Genomic DNA, 16479 nt, shown 5'->3' with positions numbered 1-16479 from the left:
GGTGGTCCTTTGTTGTAGTTTTAAGTTTGTAAGTATTAAGTTTTAAGCTGATCGGTGGACAGACTTTCGCAACCCTTCCAACATGGCTGAGATTTCTTTTGATTCTTTCACCAGTCTTTTTGCTTCTGTGACGTCGATTGCTTTCAACTTCTGGGCAATATACAACTGGGTTCGAACTTCGCCACTCGACCCCTTTGCTATTTTCAAAAATTGCGAAAATTCTTTTGTTCCGCCACGTTCAGCACCTTCGGCAATGTTGGAAGCCACCGAAAGGCCAGCCCGTTCAATCTGACTTTTGAGATTGGGGAAGCGGCATTTTTCGAATGCTAAAAAAAGATCCACTGACATCCTGCATCCACGCTGCCAAACCTCCAGATCCTCGAAAGATTTGTAAGCCATGGCCGCGAGTCAGCTTAAAACTTAATACTTAAAACCTAAAACTTTCACACCCCCGCCGCTTTGCGCAGGGCTTGTGCTTTGTCGGTTTTCTCCCAGGTGATTTCGGGGTTTTTCTTCCCGAAATGTCCGTAGTTGGTGGTGAGGCTGTAGATCGGGCGCAGCAGGTTGAGCTGGCTGACGATGTCGGCCGGTTTGAAACTGAAGACTTGGTTGACCGCGCGCAGGATGCGGGCATCGGCCACCGCACCCGTGCCGAAGGTGTCGATGTGCACGCTGACCGGCTTGGGGTGGCCGATGGCGTAGGCGAACTGCACCTCGCAGCGCTGGGCCAGACCGGCGGCGACAATGTTCTTGGCCACCCAGCGGCCCATGTAGGCGGCGCTGCGGTCGACCTTGGAGGGATCCTTGCCCGAGAAGGCCCCGCCACCATGGCGGCCCATGCCACCGTAGGTGTCGACGATGATCTTGCGCCCGGTCAGGCCGCTGTCGCCCTGGGGACCGCCAACGACGAATTTGCCCGTCGGATTGATCAGGTATTCGGTCTTGTCGGTGAGCATTCGTTTGGGCAGGACTTTCTTGATCACCTGTTCGATGCAGAAGCGTTCGATTTCCGCGTGGCTGACGCTGGCGGCATGTTGGGTGGAGATGACGACGTTGGTGATGCGGGTGGGCTTGCCGTCGATGTATTCCACCGAAACCTGGCTCTTGGCATCGGGACGGAGCCAGGGGGCGAGTTTGCCCTGCTTGCGGATGCGGGTCAGTTCGCGCCCGAGGCGGTGGGCAAACATGACCGGCGCGGGCATGAGTTCGGGCGTTTCATCACTGGCGTAGCCGAACATGATTCCCTGGTCACCCGCCCCTTGCTCGGCCGTTTTCTTGCCCTTGGCCTTGACCGCATCCACACCCTGGGCGATGTCCGGGGATTGGGTGGTCAGGTAATTGTTGATGAAGATCCGGTCGGCATGGAAGACATCGTCGTCATGGACATAGCCGATGCCACGGACCGCGTCGCGGATGGTCTTGTCGATGTTGATGACATCACCGATGGGCTTGAGCCCGATTTTCGGAATGGTGATCTCCCCGCCCACGACCACGACGTTGCTCTTGGCAAAGGTCTCGCAGGCCACGCGGCTGCGGGGGTCGACGCGGAGGCAGGCATCCAGGATGGCGTCGGAAATGGTGTCGCAAACTTTGTCCGGATGGCCCTCGCCGACGGACTCGGAGGAGAAGATGTAGCGGTCTGACATAGGCTGATAGCGTAATCCGGCGCCTGCCCGGTGCAAGACAAAATATTGACGCATCATGATGGAATGATATTTTCCCTGCCATGCCCGCCGGACCCGTTTCCCGCCTCAAGTTGCTTGGCCTGCTTTCGGATCCGACCCGGCTGCGCATCCTGAGCCTCCTGCAGGGGGATGAGATGTCGGTGGCCGAACTCCAGGAGGCCCTCAATCTGGGACAGTCCCGCATCTCCACCCATCTCGGCCAGTTGAAGGAGTCGGGCGTGCTGTTGACCCGCCGCGAAGGCCAGCGCACGTACTATCGCTGGTCAGACACCCTGCCCGCCATCCTCACCCCCCTTTGTCAGGCCGCGCTGGAAGCGGCCAAGGAACTGGAAACCCACGAAAAGGACCGCAAGGCCCGCCTGTTGATCCTGAAGCGACGCAAGGAAACCACCCGCCAGTATTTCAACACCCTGGCCGGTCGCTTGGGGAAAAAATACTGCCCCGGCCGGTCCTGGGAGGCGGTCGGCCACCTGCTCCTGCAGATGCTCCCCCCCCAAACCATCGCCGATCTCGGTGCGGGCGAGGGCCTGCTATCGCAAATGCTGGCGGTGCGGGCGAAGAAGGTCATCGCAGTGGACAACTCCCCGCGCATGGTCGAAGTGGGGTCCGCACTGGCGCGGGAAAACGGACTGGAGGGATTGGAATACCGGTTGGGCGACATGGAAGACCCGCCCATCGCGGCCGCGAGCGTGGACACGGTCATCCTCAGCCAGGCCCTGCACCATGCCGCCACCCCGCAGAAGGCGATGGATGCCGCCTACCGCATCCTCAAAAAAGGCGGACGGGTGTTGATTCTGGACCTGAACGCCCACACCTTCGACAAGGCGCGGGAGCTTTACGCCGATACCTGGTTGGGCTTTGCCGAGACCGATCTGGACCAGATGATGCGCCTGGCAGGGTTCAAACAGACCTCGGTATCCATCGTGGCCAAGGAAACTGAGGCCCCCCATTTCCAGACCCTGCTGGCGGTGGGGACGAAGTAGCGGATGTTCTTGAATTTCCCGGAGGGTCGCAGGTCCTGCGACCGGGCTCATCTTGCAATATCGATTGTCCTGTCCGAGACAGGCAACTTTTAGCCCACGTCATCCCTTCATCCCGGTCACAAGGCGTGTGACCCTCCGGACCGGTCTTACTGTCTTTCCTCCTTCCCGGAGGGTCGCAGGCCCTGCGACCGGGCTTATCTGGCAGGTCGAATTCCCCAAACCTCATTCCCAGGGCATTCCACTGATTGCCTCTCATCCGGACGCACGGCGTGCGCCCCTCCGGTAAATAAATCAAGCTTCCAAATTTTCGATCACTCCTTGATAGGGCCAATCTTCCGCTTCCTTCACCAACCCAGCCCTCACCGGATTCTGAAAAACATAATTCCATTTGGATTCGTAATGATCCACGGAACGGAGTTGACGATCCCAGTATTCCCTTTGCCAAACTGGCTTTTCTTCAAGATAAGGCCAACGCCTGGTGCTGGTTCGTTTCCAATAGGTGATCCACGAAGGAAGGGATAGAATGGGATTCATGGATACAGGGGCACAAAACAAATGCACATGGTCGGGCAATAGAACATAACGCCCAACCTTCCAATCTTTGGCGTCGGACCAGACGGATTTCAACAGTTGGTAAATGGTATCTCGGTTCAGCAACGGCCTTCTTCCATTCACGGCCACAGTCAGGAAAATCAAAGGTGCCCGGTTGTTCCAATCACGGGGAGGAAGATGAATCGGATGCTTCCTGGATTTCTCGGCTTTTTTCTTCCAACTTCCGGAGGGTCGCAGGCCCTGCGACCGGAAGCAACTTTTGAGCACGGATTCCCCGGACGAGATCCTGAGAAGACTTCTTGGGTTGTTTCCTCATCCCGGTCACACGGCGTGTGACCCTTCGGGAGGAAAAAAACCTACTGCCGACTGCCCCAGTTGGTCACCCAACGGAGGTAGCGGGCGTAGTTGGCCGAGCCATCGTTGGTCACGGTGACGGCGCCGGTTTCTCCCGCGGTGGACCAGATGTCCGGCACCACTTGGTTGAAAAGGGATTTGGCGGAGGCCACGCTGTTGACGTTCCCGGCGGAATCGTAAAAGTAACCATAAGCGTAACCGAAGGGATCCTGGATGTAGGAGTTCGTCGTGAGCGAGCCGACCTGGCCTTCCTTCAACTCGATGTAGGCGGTGGCATTGGCGGTGGCGGAATAGGCCGAGCGTCCCATCAAAGCGGTGAACAGTGTGCGCCCGGACGTGGTGTAAGTGGCGTTGCTGGGGTTGGAGGAATACAAATTGCTGGTGATGGCGATGCCGTTGGCCACGGGATAATCGCCATTGTCTATTTTGTAACGTTCGAGCGCGGTTTCAATGGCGGCGATTTCCACCGAGGCGCGGCTGGTGGCGGCTTTTTTCTGCACGTTGCCCATGACCCCGATGGTGATGCCGGCCAGGACGGTGATGATGGTCATGACCACCAGGAGTTCAATCAAGGTGAAGGCGCGGCGGGAAGGGCGGGAGGTGGCGGTCATGGATTACTTCCAAGTGGTGACGTACTTTGTTTTGTCCGTGCCATCGTAAGACTTCTGAGGGCCACGCGACCAGATGGCCACGGAGGCATTGATGGTCCCCTGATTATCTCCGACTGCAATCTGGTTATTATAGTCCGAATCAACCTGGATCCAGTAGGCTTGGTGCCAAGGATCGACAAACTTGGTACCACTGGCATCCGGGGTCTTGTTGCTGGAGCTGATGTTGGAACGGAGGACTTTGGTGTTGAATTCCATGAAGACGATGCGGCGGGGATTTTGATCACTGGCAGTGGCCGAGGTAGAACCAATCAAAATATTGTAGAGTGCGGTATCCCCGGAGTTGGTGCTGGCGTCCGTCCCGGTAAAAAGGCCGGGCCAGGTGCCATACTCGGTCTGATAGCTGACCATGGCTGTGCGGAGCTGATTGACCATGGCACCGGCTTCGGCCTTGCGGGCGGTATTCAGAGCCCCATTGACCGCAGGCAGGGCCAGGCCGGCCAGGATGCCGATGATGGTGATGACCACCAGAAGTTCGATCAGGGTGAAGGCACGACGGTTGCGACGAACGGGGCTCATGGGTATAAACTAGGGCCCGTATGGACCTTGTAAATCCCTTTTGGGAGGCTGTGCTGCACGAAATCAGGGGAAGATTTCACCGCAAAGGACTCGGTGCACTCGAAATTTTCGGAATGATGCCATGGGACCCGGGGTCCACAAAAAAACCCCATCGCGTGCTTCGCGGTAAACCCACCCCACACCCGTCCGCGACCGCCTCACGAACGCTTGTCGAGTTCGTCTTCCAGCCGCTCGGCCAGCCACTGCTTGATCATGCTCTGATAATTGAGGTAACGCTGCCCGGCCAGGCGCTTGAGGCGGGCCAACATGCGCGGGTCCATGCGGAGGGTGATGGTGGTGGACTCGGTGCCGTCGGACTTGAAACAGGCCTCCTGCATGATCCGTCCATCCAACTGGTGTTGCTGCCAGTAGTCGCGTTCCTCCTCGACCGAGGCGAAACGGGGGATCTGTTCCCATTTGGTGATGGTTTCCATCAGAAGTACTCCCGGGCCTTGCGGTTGTAGAAAAAGCTCTCTTCCTCGGTCAATTCACGGGCGGTCAGCACTTTGATCTGCTTGCCATTGGTGCTGTACACAGAAAAAACGCCACGACCGCGCAACGTCATGCCCAGACAGAAATAACGGCTGTGTTCGGCGATGTCCCCCCGCTCCGGCCAGAGTCGCACACTAAAGGGGTCTTCGAAGCTCTCGGCGGCTTCTTCCAAGGTCACCCCTTTTCCGGAAAACAGGGTCCAGTCAAACTCCATAACGCGTGGCGATGCCCACCCTAAGCCGTTCCCCCAGATGTGAAAAGAAGGAACCTTGGAAAATCGACAGCCAGCCGGAGTAGCCGAAGCCGAAGGCAAAGAGGCAGAAAAACGGCAGTGACCACCACTGCCGGTGCTGCACCGCATACCAGACGAAAGTGAGGTAGTAGGCCGCCAACAACAATTCCAGCCAAGGGAGGACCGTTCGGGCCGATCGGTAATTCATCCGCCACCAGGTGGTCCATCGCTCGGAGACCCCGTATTTTGGCGTGCGGGTGAATTCCGAGTGGTGGTTGAAGACGGCTTCGAGCACGGCCCGGGCATTATTGAGGCACAACCCGATGCCGACGGCGATGAGCATGGGAATGTAGAAGACGATCTGGATCCAGCTCACCCCCCCCGCGCGCAGGGCCGCGGCGTAAAACAGGAAGATCGACAGTGAAGCCGCCATGAAAATGGGCAGGTCAATAAGGAGAACCGATTGCCAGTGAACCCCCTGGTGCTTGAGGTCGGGATGGACTAAGAGGGCCATGCAGGCCAGAAGCAGGTAGGCAAAATTGGACGTGAGGTGGAAGGTGGCCTCCAACTTGACTCGCAGGGGCTGGCGGGAACGCCAGACGGCTGGCAGGAGTTTCTTACAAGTCTGGACCGCACCCTTGGCCCAACGGTATTGCTGGGCCTTGAAGGCGTTCATGTCGACCGGCAACTCGGCCGGTGTGACCAGGTCAGGGACAAAGACAAATTTCCAGCCCTGCAACTGCGCCCGGTAACTCAGGTCCAGATCTTCGGTCAGGGTGTCGTGTTGCCACCCCCCGGAATCGGCAATGGTGGAGGCCCGCCAGATGCCGGCTGTGCCATTGAAATTGAAGAAACGCCCGGAACGTGAACGCGCCGTTTGCTCGATGATCAAATGCCCGTCGAGAAGCAGCGCCTGCACCCGGGTCAGGAGGTTGTACCCACGATTGAGGTGACCCCAGCGGGTCTGGATCATCCCAACGGCAGGATCGGTGAAGAAATCGATCGTCTGACGGAGCATCTCGGGGGGCGGAACAAAATCCGCGTCAAAAATGGCAATGAACTCGCCCTTGGCCTGCTTCATGCCCTCTTGCAACGCACCGGCCTTGAACCCCGATCGATCTTTCCGGGTCAGGTGTTCGATGTCCAAGCCCCTGCCTTGGTACTCCCGCACCAGCCCGGCCACCAAGCCGCTGGTTTCATCGGTCGAATCATCCAAGACCTGGATCTGCAGAAGATCGGACGGGTAATCGAGGGCGCACACCGAACGGATCAGTCGCTCGGCCACATAACGTTCATTGTAAATCGGCAACTGCACGGTGACTTTGGGCAACTGCCCGAAACGGGCCATGGGCAAAGGCTTGAGGTGGCGGTACTTGAGGTAAGTGCGAACCATCCACAATCGGTGCAGTCCGTAAACGGACAACCCGATCACAACGAAGGCATATGAAGCCAGCCAAAGGATACCGAACATATTCGTAAGTGCTTCTAGGACCGTTGGAAAGCCAACGGACTTTCGGATTGCACAGGGCCGCATGTTGCTGCTTACGTGGGGAGGGTCAAGAGAAAAACCATGATCCGGAAACTCTATGAACTTCCCTAAATGTGTCGCATTTAACGATTTGGAGAACTGGCGACAAAGCAGCGCCGCCTCCGGATCCTGGGTCGTCACCAACGGCTGCTTCGACCTGCTCCACGTCGGCCATGTGCGCTACCTCCAACACGCCCGAACCCTCGGGCAACTACTGCTGGTCGGCATCAACGACGACGAAGGTGTGCGCCAACTCAAAGGCCCCAACCGCCCGCTCAACACCGCCAGCGACCGCGCCGAAGTCCTGGCCGGCCTGGCCTGCGTCGATGCCGTCTGTATCTTTCCCGGCTCCCGGGCCACCGCCTTCCTGGCCGCCGCACGACCGGACATTTACGCCAAGGGGGGGGACTACACCCTGGACACCCTCGACCCCGAGGAACGGAAAATCCTCGAAGCTGCTGGCTCCCGCATCGAGCTCCTCCAGCTCGTCCCCGGCCGTTCCACCACCTCTCTAGTCAACCGGATGAGACAACCATGACGCATGGCCCTCTCCTGCCGGTCGCCGTCCTCGGCTCGGGCCGGGGCTCCAATTTTCTCGCCCTCGCCGATGCCATCGACCGCGGCGAAATCCCCGCCCGGATCGTCCTCGTGGCCAGCGACCTGCCCCATGCCCCCATCCTCGAACACGCCGCCGCACGCGGCCTCCCCACCTACGTCTGCCCGACGGGAAAATTCAAAACCAAACTCGAACCGGAAATCGAATCCGCCTTGGCACAAACCATCCGGCATTCGGGCGCCAAATTGGTTGTGCTGGCGGGTTACATGCGCGTTCTCAAGTCCCCGCTCTTGCAACCCTTCGCCGGACGCATCCTCAACATCCATCCCTCCCTGCTTCCCGCGTTCAAAGGACTGGAGGCCTGGAAGCAGGCCCTCGATGCCGGCGTTGCCGAAACCGGTTGCACCGTCCACTGGGTCGATGATTCCCTCGACGGCGGTCCCATCATCCGCCAGGAAAAAGTCCCCGTCCTTCCGGGCGATTCCGCAACAACCCTCCACGCCCGCATCCAGGAAGCCGAACATCGCCTGCTGCCGGCGGTCGTCGCCGACCTGGCCAGGGGGGGCATCCCCTGGCCCGACCAAGGCGGATTTTAGATTTGCGAAAAAAAACGTCCGGCCTAGGCTCATCAGTTCCATCCCCTGCCCGATGGTGTAACGGTAACACAGTGCCCTTTGGAGGCATTATTCATGGTTCGAATCCATGTCGGGCAACCCTACCCCCAGCAGAACGCGGGAACGAATCAGCGGGTCAACCACCAAAACGCAAGTCTCCAATGAGATCGGCTTGGTTTTGATCAACTCTTGCATTGATCGTTCGGGTATCCAAATCAATCGCTCTCCGGCTCCTTTCCAAACTTCAAACCTTGGTGTCTTGGAGTCTTGGTGGTTACGAAACTTCCGGGGCGTTTGCGTTTCCCCCTGCCGAACGTAATCTGACCCCATGTCCGTTTCCCGAGCCCACGGCGCCTGGTGGGGGTCGTTTATAGGTGATGCCCTGGCCATGCCCGCCCATTGGTATTACAGCCGCGCCCTCATCGCCCGCGATTACGGAACCCTCGACTCTTACAAACCACCCCTACCCCACCACCCCGATAGCATCCTCTGGCGCAGCCACTACACCGCCACCGGCCCCAAGGACGACATCCTGCACGATCAGGCCCGTTTCTGGGGATTGAAGGACATCCACTACCACCAGTTCCTCCAGGCCGGGGAAAACACCCTCAATCTGAAACTCGCCGCCGTCCTCGCGGAATCCCTCATCTCTTGCCAGGGCTACGACCGCAACGATTTTGTCCAACGCTACCTCGCCTTCATGCTCACGCCCGGGTCGCACCGCGACACCTACGTGGAGGAGTTCCACCGGGGATTCTTCCAGAACCACGCCAAAGGAAAAAAACCGGACCGCTGCGGCATCGACGACATCCACATCGGCGGACTCGCCATGGTCGTCCCCCTCGTGCTCTGGTATCTGCACGACGACGAAAAACTCCTCCAGGCCGTGCAAAGCCATGTCTCGCTGACCCACAAAAACGCCCAGGTCCAGGACGCCGCCCGCACCTTCGCCCGTTTGCTCCAGGCCTTCATCCTGGGAGAAAACTGGACCTCCGCTTCGAAAAATCTAGGCCCGGCCGCACATCCCGCCCTGGAACACCCCTACGCCCGGTGGGCCCGCGAGGAGGACGAATCCCATGTCGTCGGTTCCCGTTTCAGCACCGCCTGCTACATAGGGGACGCTTTTCCCGCCGCCCTCTTCCTGGCCTGCAAATACGAAAACGACCCTCGCGGCGCAATCATGGCCAACACGCGATTGGGCGGCGACAACTGCCACCGCGGCGTGGTCGTCGGCGCCCTCACCGGCGCCCGTTCCGGGAAGGAAGGCCTGCCCCCCGAATGGATCACCGGACTGCACGACTACCCCCGCTTGGCCGGACTGTTGGCGGATTTTCCCAGACCGGACTGAATGTATGGCTAGCCCTCTTTCCATCGCCGTCATCGGAGCAGGCATGGCCGGTGTGGCCGCGGCCCGGGTGCTGCACGATGCCGGTTGCCGCGTGGTCGTTTTCGAAAAATCCCGCGGCTTCGGCGGACGCTGCGCGACCAAACGTTGGCGGGAACACCGGGTCGACCACGGCGCCCAGTATTTCACCCGCCGGACCGAACCCTTCCGCAAAGCCCTGGAACAATCCTGTGGTTCCTCCATCCGCTCCCTGGCCGCCCCCATCCTCGGCCCGGACGAACAGCCCCTGCCGGACGAACCGCGCTTCTACCATGCCACGGGCAACAGCCATCTGGCCCGCGACCTGGCACAGGGACTGGACGTGCGGCTCGAGCAAAAAATCGAGAAACCCCAGCCCCAGGGAACCCAATGGATCGTGGGCGGGGAATCCTTCGACCGGGTCCTATCCACCGCCCCCTGGCCCCAAACCCGCGCCCTGGCGGGACTGGGACTCGATTCTTGCTCAACTCCCAACGAACCCTACGCCCCCTGCCTGACCCTGGTTCTGGAGTTTGAAGGCACCCGCCATGGCCTGACCCCCTCCGCCTATGGAATCTCCCGTCCCGAGGATCCCGTGCTGGCGTGGACCGCCTGCGAAAACCACAAAACCGGAAGGGTCACCGGGGATCGTACCGTCCTCGTGGCCCAGGCATCCGCCCCATTCAGTCAGGCCCGTTTCGAAGAAGATCCCGCCCTTTGGTCGGCGGAATTGGGCACTCTCGCCTCCGCTGCCTGGCAACTGGGGAACCTGGAACCCACGGCGCTTTTCACCCACCGCTGGCGCTACGCAAAAACCACCGCCGTCGTGACGACGGAAGACCTGCCCGAGGGATGGTGGTATGCAGGCGATGCCATTGCCCACCCGAGGGTGGAAAGCGCCTGGGAGTCCGGCCACCACACCGCCCTCACCCTGCTGGCCAAAACAAGCACTTGATACCCAATCACATTGAGCAGGTGATAAAGCGCCTAGGGGAAGACAAGATTCCTGCTGATCCGCTCTTGGAAGAAAGACCACAAACCGGCTCGGCTGTCCGCCTCAGGCGAAACAATTCAGTCCACCACGAAGGACGTCCCGTGACCGCGTTGGTCACGCCGAACGGGACCTCACGCGGCGAAGAACGCGAGGCAGAAACACATGATTGGGAATACAAAAAGAAGTCGTCCTACTGCATGACATTTGACTTCGGGTTCACCGATCGGTGAATGCAGTTTTTGCCAGCCAAAATCCGTATAACTTCGCGAACTTAGCGCTCTTCGCGGTAACAACTGCATGGTTAGGCTCAGGCGGATCGCCCTCCCGTTGATCCTGTCACTCAGTCATTTTAATTTGGTATGACTTCACGTTTCTTGGCCGACTTTCTGTGGGAAATGGGTCATGCAGTTGGCTTCCGGCTCTCGGCCAAGTCAGTGCTGCCGCCTATTGCCAACCGACTACTGGCACAGTTTAGTAAGTGGGCATCGAGGGATCTACGTCTTCTGCCCAACCCTCGATGCCACCTTCGAGTGCCTTGAGCTTTCCGAAACCGGCTTGTTGGAGCAGGCGGAAGGCCTGGCCGGTGCGGATCTCTCCCTTGCAATAGATCACGATCTCTTTCGCACTGTCGAATTCGTGCAGCCGCTTGGGCAGCTCCCCGATCGGCACCTGGGTCGCACCCGGGATCACGCAGATCTTAGTCTCGTGCGGCTCGCGTACGTCGAGCAGCACAAAGTCTTCCTTGGCATCGAGTTTCTTCTTCAGGTCGACCGGACTGATTTCGGGCAGGGCCAGGAGCTTCCGCGCGGGGGCATCGACCGCGGGGGTGCCGCAAAACTGGTCGTAGTCGATGAGCTCTTTGATCGTCGCCGTCGGCCCGCAGATCGGGCAGGTCGGATCTTTCCGCAGTTTCATCTCGCGGAACTTCATCTTCAAGGCGTCGAATAACAACAATCTGCCGACCAGAAGGTCGCCCTTGCCGATGATGAGTTTGACCACCTCGATGGCCTGGACGACGCCGATGATCCCGGGGAGCACACCGAGCACGCCGCCTTCGGCGCAACTGGGGACGAGGCCGGGGTCGGGCGGCTCGGGGTAGAGGCAACGGTAGCAAGGGCCCTTCTCGGCCCAGAAGACGGTGGACTGGCCGTCGAACTGGAAGATGGACCCGTAGACGTTGGGCTTGTTCTGGAGGACGCAGGCATCGTTGACCAGGTAGCGGGTGGCAAAGTTGTCGGTCCCGTCGGCCACGATGTCGTAGTCCTGGATGATCCCCATGGCGTTCTCCGAGGTCAGGGGGACGTCGTAACGCTGGATTTCCACGTGGGGGTTGATTTCCCGCATGGCGGCGGCGGCGGACTCGGTCTTGAGCTTCCCGATGCTCGAGGTGCCGTGGATGATCTGGCGCTGGAGGTTGGAGGTATCGACGCGGTCGAAGTCGACCAAGCCAATTTTCCCGACGCCGGCGGCGGCGAGGTAGGCCAACAGGGGGGAACCGAGTCCACCGGTACCCACCACCAGCACCCGGGCGGCCTTGAGCCTTTTCTGGCCCTCCATCGTCACCTCGGGCATGATGAGGTGTCGGCTGTAGCGTTTGATTTCCTCGTTGGAAAACTCCTGCGCGGCGGCGGCTTGGGCGATGCGGTCCAGATGGCTCATGGGGAAGGGAAAAAGTAGCCCAAGCCCGGGTCGCTTCAAGAGGAAAGGACTGATTCGGAATCAACCATCAGCCATCAGATGTGGTAGTCCATACCGGAGGGGGAACTGCGCATCTGGTGGGCTTCCTCGACCAATTGGGCCAGGGTAACGCCCCGCAGGACTTCGAGGGCCGCATCCTCGGAGCGGGCCAGAAGGCGGCGAAAGACTCTGGCCCCGATGTCCCCGGCCGGGTCGGTGGCTTCTCCTGAGGTTTCTCCGTCGAGGATCTGGATGACCTCATCCAATCGAATGGCCCCGGGCTCGACCGCCAGCGCATAGCCCCCAATCACGCCGCGCCGGCTTTGCAACAAGCCCCGTTTCTTGAGGGCCAGCAGGATTTGTTCGAGAAACTTTTCCGGGATGCGGGTGGCCTCGGCAATCTGGGAAATCTGCCGCCATTCCCGGCCCTCCAATCTACCCAACGCGATCTCCAGCAGTGCCCGGACGGCATATTCACTCTTCTTCGATACGCGCACGGGCAGATTGTGGGCCCGACTCCTCACTCCGTCAATGCCCTCGCGAGCCCTACAGGGACGAAGAGACCCGCCCTGTTGCATTTTCCATCCCAACCGCTTAAGTTGAGACATGGCCAACACCGCCAAATTGCCCACCCTGAATGACTGCCCCGGCCACGGCATCGTCATGAGCAGCCGCGTGCGGCTGGCCCGCAACCTGCGCGAACACCCCTTTCCCGGCTGGCTCAAGAAATCCGACCGCGAACGCCTGCTCGCCGAAGTCCAGCCCGCCGTGCGGCTGCTGGCCTCGCTCAAGCAACCACACTACGACCAGCCGATGGATACTTTCAGTCCACTGGAGAAACAAGTCCTGGTCGAGCAACACCTGATCAGCCGAGAGCACGCGGCCAAGAATTCCGGCAGCGGCCTGGTGGTCAGCAGCGACCGCACCATCAGCATCATGATCAACGAGGAGGACCACCTGCGCATCCAGAGCATCTTCCCCGGCTACGATCTCGACCTGGCGTGGAAGACCGCAGATGCCGTGGACACCGGCCTGGAGAAGAAACTCAACTTCGCCTTTTCGCCGCAGCTGGGCTACCTCACCGCCTGCCCGACCAACGTCGGCACCGGTATGCGAGCCTCGGTGATGCTCCACCTTCCCGGCCTGGTCCTGAGCGACCAGATCAACCAGGTGATCAAATCGGTCAACCAGATCGGCCTGGCCGTGCGCGGCCTCTACGGGGAAGGCACCGAGGCCCTGGGCAACCTCTTCCAGATTTCCAACCAGATGACCCTGGGCGAAAGCGAACAGCAGATCCTCGACCGCTTGCACAAGGTGATCGGTAAACTGATCGAGAACGAATGGAACGCACGCCAGAAACTGGTGCAGGAAAAAGGCCGCATGGTGGCCGACCAACTGGGCCGCGCCTTCGGGGTCATGCAACATGCCCATGCCATGTCATCCAAAGAGGCACTCAACCTGCTTTCCCTGCTCATTTTGGGGGTGGACTTGGGCGTCCTCCCGATTACTTTGAAGGACAAGCTCGACGACCTCTTCGTCCACACCCAACCGGCCCACCTACAGAAGGAGGCCGGGCGCAAACTCGGCGCGGAAGAACGGGACGCCGTGCGGGCGGACTTGCTGCGGGAAAAACTCAAGGCGGTCCCGCCGCCCAACATCAAAAAACTCAAGATTTCCTGAAATGAACAACTTCACACCCCGCGCCCAACAGGTCCTGGCCCTTGCCCGCAAGGAAGCCGACCGCTTCAACCACAACTACGTCGGCACCGAACATCTCCTCCTCGGCTTGATCAAACTCGGCCAGGGCGTCGCGGTCAATGTCCTGCAAAAGATGGGCCTCGACCTCGAGACCGTCCGGATGGAAGTCGAAAAACAGGTCGGCTCCGGCCCTGATACCAAGATCTCGGGCAACATCCCCTACACCCCCCGGGTCAAAAAGGTCCTCGCCCTCGCCGGCAAGGAAGCCAAGGCCCTCCACCACAGCTACGTCGGCACCGAGCACATCCTCCTCGGCCTCCTGCGCGAGGGCGACGGCGTGGCGGCCCGTGTGCTCAAGACCCTCGACGTCGACCTCGAACGCGCCCGCAACGAGGTGCTGAAGGAACTCGACCCCAACTTCGAAGCCGGCGAACAGGAAGAGGAAGCCCCCGGTGGCGAACCCGCCGCCGAAGCCCAAGGCGGTGCCTCCGGAGGCCGCAAGGAAGTCAAAACCCCGGCCCTCAAAGCCTTCGGCCGCGACCTGACCGAACTCGCCACCAAGGGCGAAATGGACCCGGTCATCGGACGCAAGAACGAGATCGAACGCGTCATCCAGATCCTTTGCCGCCGCACTAAAAACAATCCGGTGCTGATCGGCGAGGCCGGCGTGGGCAAGACCGCCATTGTCGAAGGCCTGGCCCAGGAAATCGTCGCCGGCAACGTCCCCGAACTTCTGCGCGACAAAAAAGTCATCACCCTCGACCTCGCCCTCATGGTCGCAGGCACCAAATACCGCGGCCAGTTCGAGGAACGCATCAAGGCGGTCATGGAGGAAATCCGCAAATCCAAGAACATCATCCTCTTCATCGACGAGCTCCACACCATCGTCGGCGCCGGTTCGGCCGAGGGGGCGATGGACGCCTCCAACATCATCAAGCCCGCCCTCTCCCGCGGCGAGCTCCAGTGCGTGGGCGCGACCACCCTCAACGAATACCGCAAGCACATCGAGAAGGACTCTGCCTTGGAACGCCGCTTCCAGTCGGTCAAGGTCGAAGCCCCCAGCGTGGACGAGGCCGTCCTCATCCTCAAGGGACTGCGCCCGAAATACGAGCAGCACCACCGCGCCAAAATCACCGACCCGGCGATCGAGGCCGCGGTCAAGCTCTCGGACCGCTACATCACCGCCCGCTTCCTCCCCGACAAAGCCATCGACATCATGGACGAAGCCGGTTCGCGCGCGCGCATTTCCGCCAGCATGCTGCCTCCCGAATTGAAGGACAGCGAAGCGAAGATCGAAACCATCAAGTCCGAAAAGGAAGCCGCAATCAAAGACCAGGACTTTGAAAAAGCCGCCGCCCTGCGCGACAAGGAAAAGGAAGCCCGTCTCAGCCTGGAAAACACCATGGCCGAGTGGCGCCGCAAACGCGACGAGACCGAAGTACTCGTCGACATCGACGACGTCTACACCATCGTTTCGAAATGGACCGGCATCCCGTTGACCCGTCTGGAGGCCAAGGAAACGGCCAAACTCCTCACCATCGGCGAGGAACTCAAGGGCAAAGTCATCGGCCAGGACGAGGCGGTGCACGCCCTCTCCAAAGCCCTGCGCCGTTCGCGCGCCGATCTCAAGGATCCGAAACGGCCCATCGGCTCGTTCATCTTCCTCGGCCCGACCGGGGTGGGCAAAACCCATCTGGCCAAGCAACTGGCCGAACACGTCTTTGGCGAAGCAGACGCCCTCATCCAGCTCGACATGTCCGAGTACATGGAGAAGTTCAACGTTTCCCGCCTGGTCGGTTCGCCCCCCGGCTATGTGGGCTATGAAGAAGGCGGCCAATTGACCGAAAAGGTCCGCCGCCGTCCCTATTGCGTGGTCCTCTTTGACGAAATCGAAAAGGCCCACCCCGACGTCTGGAACATCCTCCTGCAAATCCTCGAGGACGGCACCATCACCGACAGCCTTGGTCGCAAGGTCGACTTCCGCAACACCATCATCATCATGACCTCGAATGTCGGGGCCGAATTGGTGAAGCGCAACAACACCATGGGTTTCGGCACCGCCGATCCCGACGCGGCCGACTACGAGGCCATCAAGGAAAAACTCCTTGGAGAAGCCAAGAAGGTCTTCAAGCCCGAGTTCCTCAACCGCCTGACCGATATCATCGTCTTCCACTCGCTCACCCGCGAGAATCTGACCAAGATCGTCGAATTGGAAATCAAGAAAGTCGGCGAACGGCTTCGCGAACGCAAAATCCTGGTCAAGCTCACCCAGCCCGCCTTGGATTTCCTCATCGAGAAGGGCTACGACCCGCAATACGGGGCCCGTCCGTTGCGCCGGGCCATCGAGCGTTTCCTCGAAGATCCGCTGGCGGAGGAAATCATCCGCGGCACAATCAAGGAAGGATGCGTGGTCGCTGTCGATCTCCAAGGCACCGAGCTGACCTTCACGCCGGGCGAACCACAGGACAAGCCCGTCGGTTCGAAGTCGGCCTGAGTCCGCGAAGCGAATCGTTTCCAGTTAGCGG

Annotated in this window: 17 protein-coding genes and 1 tRNA gene; 8 read left to right on the top strand and 10 right to left on the bottom strand. The window is 60.0% G+C overall.

The window, feature by feature from the left end:
* Positions 1–42: 42 nt before the first annotated feature.
* A complete protein-coding gene (locus SFU85_09435; protein ID MDX6767001.1) occupies positions 43–399 on the bottom strand; it encodes a four helix bundle protein in 357 nt (118 codons plus the stop codon).
* Between the two features lie 44 nt (positions 400–443).
* Positions 444–1646: a methionine adenosyltransferase gene (gene metK / locus SFU85_09430; protein ID MDX6767000.1), complete on the bottom strand. Its 1203-nt coding sequence runs from the start codon at positions 1644–1646 to the stop codon at positions 444–446.
* 80 nt (positions 1647–1726) lie between these two features.
* Here metK and SFU85_09425 point away from each other — a divergent pair, with 80 nt between their 5' ends.
* Entirely contained in the window at positions 1727–2668 is a 942-nt protein-coding gene (locus SFU85_09425; protein MDX6766999.1) for a metalloregulator ArsR/SmtB family transcription factor, read from the top strand.
* Between the two features lie 291 nt (positions 2669–2959).
* On the opposite strand, the gene SFU85_09420 is transcribed toward SFU85_09425, so the two are convergent.
* The 6 genes from SFU85_09420 to SFU85_09395 form a co-directional block, all read right to left on the bottom strand.
* Positions 2960–3364 carry a transposase gene (locus SFU85_09420; GenBank protein ID MDX6766998.1) on the bottom strand — a complete coding sequence of 135 codons (405 nt, stop codon included), beginning with the start codon at positions 3362–3364 and terminating at the stop codon, positions 2960–2962.
* Between the two features lie 212 nt (positions 3365–3576).
* Positions 3577–4185 (bottom strand): prepilin-type N-terminal cleavage/methylation domain-containing protein, encoded by a 609-nt coding sequence (locus tag SFU85_09415; GenBank protein ID MDX6766997.1) that lies wholly within the window; start codon positions 4183–4185, stop codon positions 3577–3579.
* Positions 4186–4188: 3 nt separating this feature from the next.
* Entirely contained in the window at positions 4189–4761 is a 573-nt protein-coding gene (locus tag SFU85_09410; protein ID MDX6766996.1) for a type II secretion system protein, read from the bottom strand.
* A gap of 197 nt (positions 4762–4958) precedes the next feature.
* On the bottom strand, positions 4959–5234 hold the full coding sequence (locus SFU85_09405) for a CopG family antitoxin (protein MDX6766995.1): 276 nt from the start codon (positions 5232–5234) through the stop codon (positions 4959–4961).
* The gene (locus tag SFU85_09400) at positions 5234–5506 is read right to left on the bottom strand and encodes a hypothetical protein (protein MDX6766994.1); all 273 of its coding nucleotides are present in this window, start codon (positions 5504–5506) and stop codon (positions 5234–5236) included. Before SFU85_09400 ends, SFU85_09405 begins: the two co-directional genes overlap by 1 nt.
* On the bottom strand, positions 5496–6995 hold the full coding sequence (locus SFU85_09395; GenBank protein MDX6766993.1) for a glycosyltransferase family 2 protein: 1500 nt from the start codon (positions 6993–6995) through the stop codon (positions 5496–5498). Before SFU85_09395 ends, SFU85_09400 begins: the two co-directional genes overlap by 11 nt.
* Positions 6996–7110: 115 nt before the next feature.
* On the opposite strand from SFU85_09395, the gene SFU85_09390 reads away from it, so the two are divergent.
* The 5 genes from SFU85_09390 (at position 7111) to SFU85_09370 (ending at position 10540) form a co-directional block, all read left to right on the top strand.
* Positions 7111–7590 carry an adenylyltransferase/cytidyltransferase family protein gene (locus tag SFU85_09390; GenBank protein MDX6766992.1) on the top strand — a complete coding sequence of 160 codons (480 nt, stop codon included), beginning with the start codon at positions 7111–7113 and terminating at the stop codon, positions 7588–7590.
* Positions 7587–8204, top strand: a complete 618-nt coding sequence (gene purN, locus SFU85_09385) for a phosphoribosylglycinamide formyltransferase (protein MDX6766991.1) — start codon at positions 7587–7589, stop codon at positions 8202–8204. Before SFU85_09390 ends, purN begins: the two co-directional genes overlap by 4 nt.
* A 46-nt stretch (positions 8205–8250) precedes the next feature.
* Positions 8251–8321 (top strand) — tRNA-Gln (locus tag SFU85_09380).
* A 229-nt stretch (positions 8322–8550) separates the two neighbouring features.
* The gene (locus SFU85_09375; GenBank protein ID MDX6766990.1) at positions 8551–9570 is read left to right on the top strand and encodes an ADP-ribosylglycohydrolase family protein; all 1020 of its coding nucleotides are present in this window, start codon (positions 8551–8553) and stop codon (positions 9568–9570) included.
* 4 nt (positions 9571–9574) lie between these two features.
* Positions 9575–10540 carry an NAD(P)-binding protein gene (locus SFU85_09370; protein ID MDX6766989.1) on the top strand — a complete coding sequence of 322 codons (966 nt, stop codon included), beginning with the start codon at positions 9575–9577 and terminating at the stop codon, positions 10538–10540.
* A 510-nt stretch (positions 10541–11050) separates the two neighbouring features.
* On the opposite strand, the gene moeB is transcribed toward SFU85_09370, so the two are convergent.
* Positions 11051–12238, bottom strand: coding sequence for a molybdopterin-synthase adenylyltransferase MoeB (gene moeB / locus SFU85_09365; protein ID MDX6766988.1), 1188 nt, complete (start codon positions 12236–12238; stop codon positions 11051–11053).
* Between the two features lie 74 nt (positions 12239–12312).
* Complete coding sequence (locus tag SFU85_09360; protein ID MDX6766987.1) at positions 12313–12753, bottom strand: Rrf2 family transcriptional regulator; 441 nt, start codon at positions 12751–12753, stop codon at positions 12313–12315.
* A 109-nt stretch (positions 12754–12862) separates the two neighbouring features.
* On the opposite strand from SFU85_09360, the gene SFU85_09355 reads away from it, so the two are divergent.
* Positions 12863–13936 (top strand): protein arginine kinase, encoded by a 1074-nt coding sequence (locus SFU85_09355; protein MDX6766986.1) that lies wholly within the window; start codon positions 12863–12865, stop codon positions 13934–13936.
* 1 nt (position 13937) lies between these two features.
* Positions 13938–16448, top strand: coding sequence for an ATP-dependent Clp protease ATP-binding subunit (locus tag SFU85_09350; GenBank protein ID MDX6766985.1), 2511 nt, complete (start codon positions 13938–13940; stop codon positions 16446–16448).
* The last annotated feature ends 31 nt before the right edge of the window (positions 16449–16479 follow it).

The sequence above is a fragment of the Candidatus Methylacidiphilales bacterium genome (assembly GCA_033875315.1).
Taxonomy (GTDB): Bacteria; Verrucomicrobiota; Verrucomicrobiia; order Methylacidiphilales; family CAZTYG01; genus JANRJG01.
This window is presented reverse-complemented; position numbering and strand designations above follow the sequence as displayed.

Bases quoted from the DNA above. Each gene is read 5' to 3' on its own strand.
- SFU85_09410 (MDX6766996.1), bottom strand. From the start codon at position 4,761: ATGAGCCCCGTTCGTCGCAACCGTCGTGCCTTCACCCTGATCGAACTT.
- SFU85_09350 (MDX6766985.1), top strand. From the start codon at position 13,938: ATGAACAACTTCACACCCCGCGCCCAACAGGTCCTGGCCCTTGCCCGC.
- SFU85_09425 (MDX6766999.1), top strand. From the start codon at position 1,727: ATGCCCGCCGGACCCGTTTCCCGCCTCAAGTTGCTTGGCCTGCTTTCG.
- SFU85_09395 (MDX6766993.1), bottom strand. From the start codon at position 6,995: ATGTTCGGTATCCTTTGGCTGGCTTCATATGCCTTCGTTGTGATCGGG.
- SFU85_09375 (MDX6766990.1), top strand. From the start codon at position 8,551: ATGTCCGTTTCCCGAGCCCACGGCGCCTGGTGGGGGTCGTTTATAGGT.
- SFU85_09435 (MDX6767001.1), bottom strand. From the start codon at position 399: ATGGCTTACAAATCTTTCGAGGATCTGGAGGTTTGGCAGCGTGGATGC.
- SFU85_09390 (MDX6766992.1), top strand. From the start codon at position 7,111: ATGAACTTCCCTAAATGTGTCGCATTTAACGATTTGGAGAACTGGCGA.
- SFU85_09370 (MDX6766989.1), top strand. From the start codon at position 9,575: ATGGCTAGCCCTCTTTCCATCGCCGTCATCGGAGCAGGCATGGCCGGT.
- SFU85_09405 (MDX6766995.1), bottom strand. From the start codon at position 5,234: ATGGAAACCATCACCAAATGGGAACAGATCCCCCGTTTCGCCTCGGTC.
- metK (MDX6767000.1), bottom strand. From the start codon at position 1,646: ATGTCAGACCGCTACATCTTCTCCTCCGAGTCCGTCGGCGAGGGCCAT.
- SFU85_09355 (MDX6766986.1), top strand. From the start codon at position 12,863: ATGGCCAACACCGCCAAATTGCCCACCCTGAATGACTGCCCCGGCCAC.
- purN (MDX6766991.1), top strand. From the start codon at position 7,587: ATGACGCATGGCCCTCTCCTGCCGGTCGCCGTCCTCGGCTCGGGCCGG.
- SFU85_09415 (MDX6766997.1), bottom strand. From the start codon at position 4,185: ATGACCGCCACCTCCCGCCCTTCCCGCCGCGCCTTCACCTTGATTGAA.
- moeB (MDX6766988.1), bottom strand. From the start codon at position 12,238: ATGAGCCATCTGGACCGCATCGCCCAAGCCGCCGCCGCGCAGGAGTTT.
- SFU85_09400 (MDX6766994.1), bottom strand. From the start codon at position 5,506: ATGGAGTTTGACTGGACCCTGTTTTCCGGAAAAGGGGTGACCTTGGAA.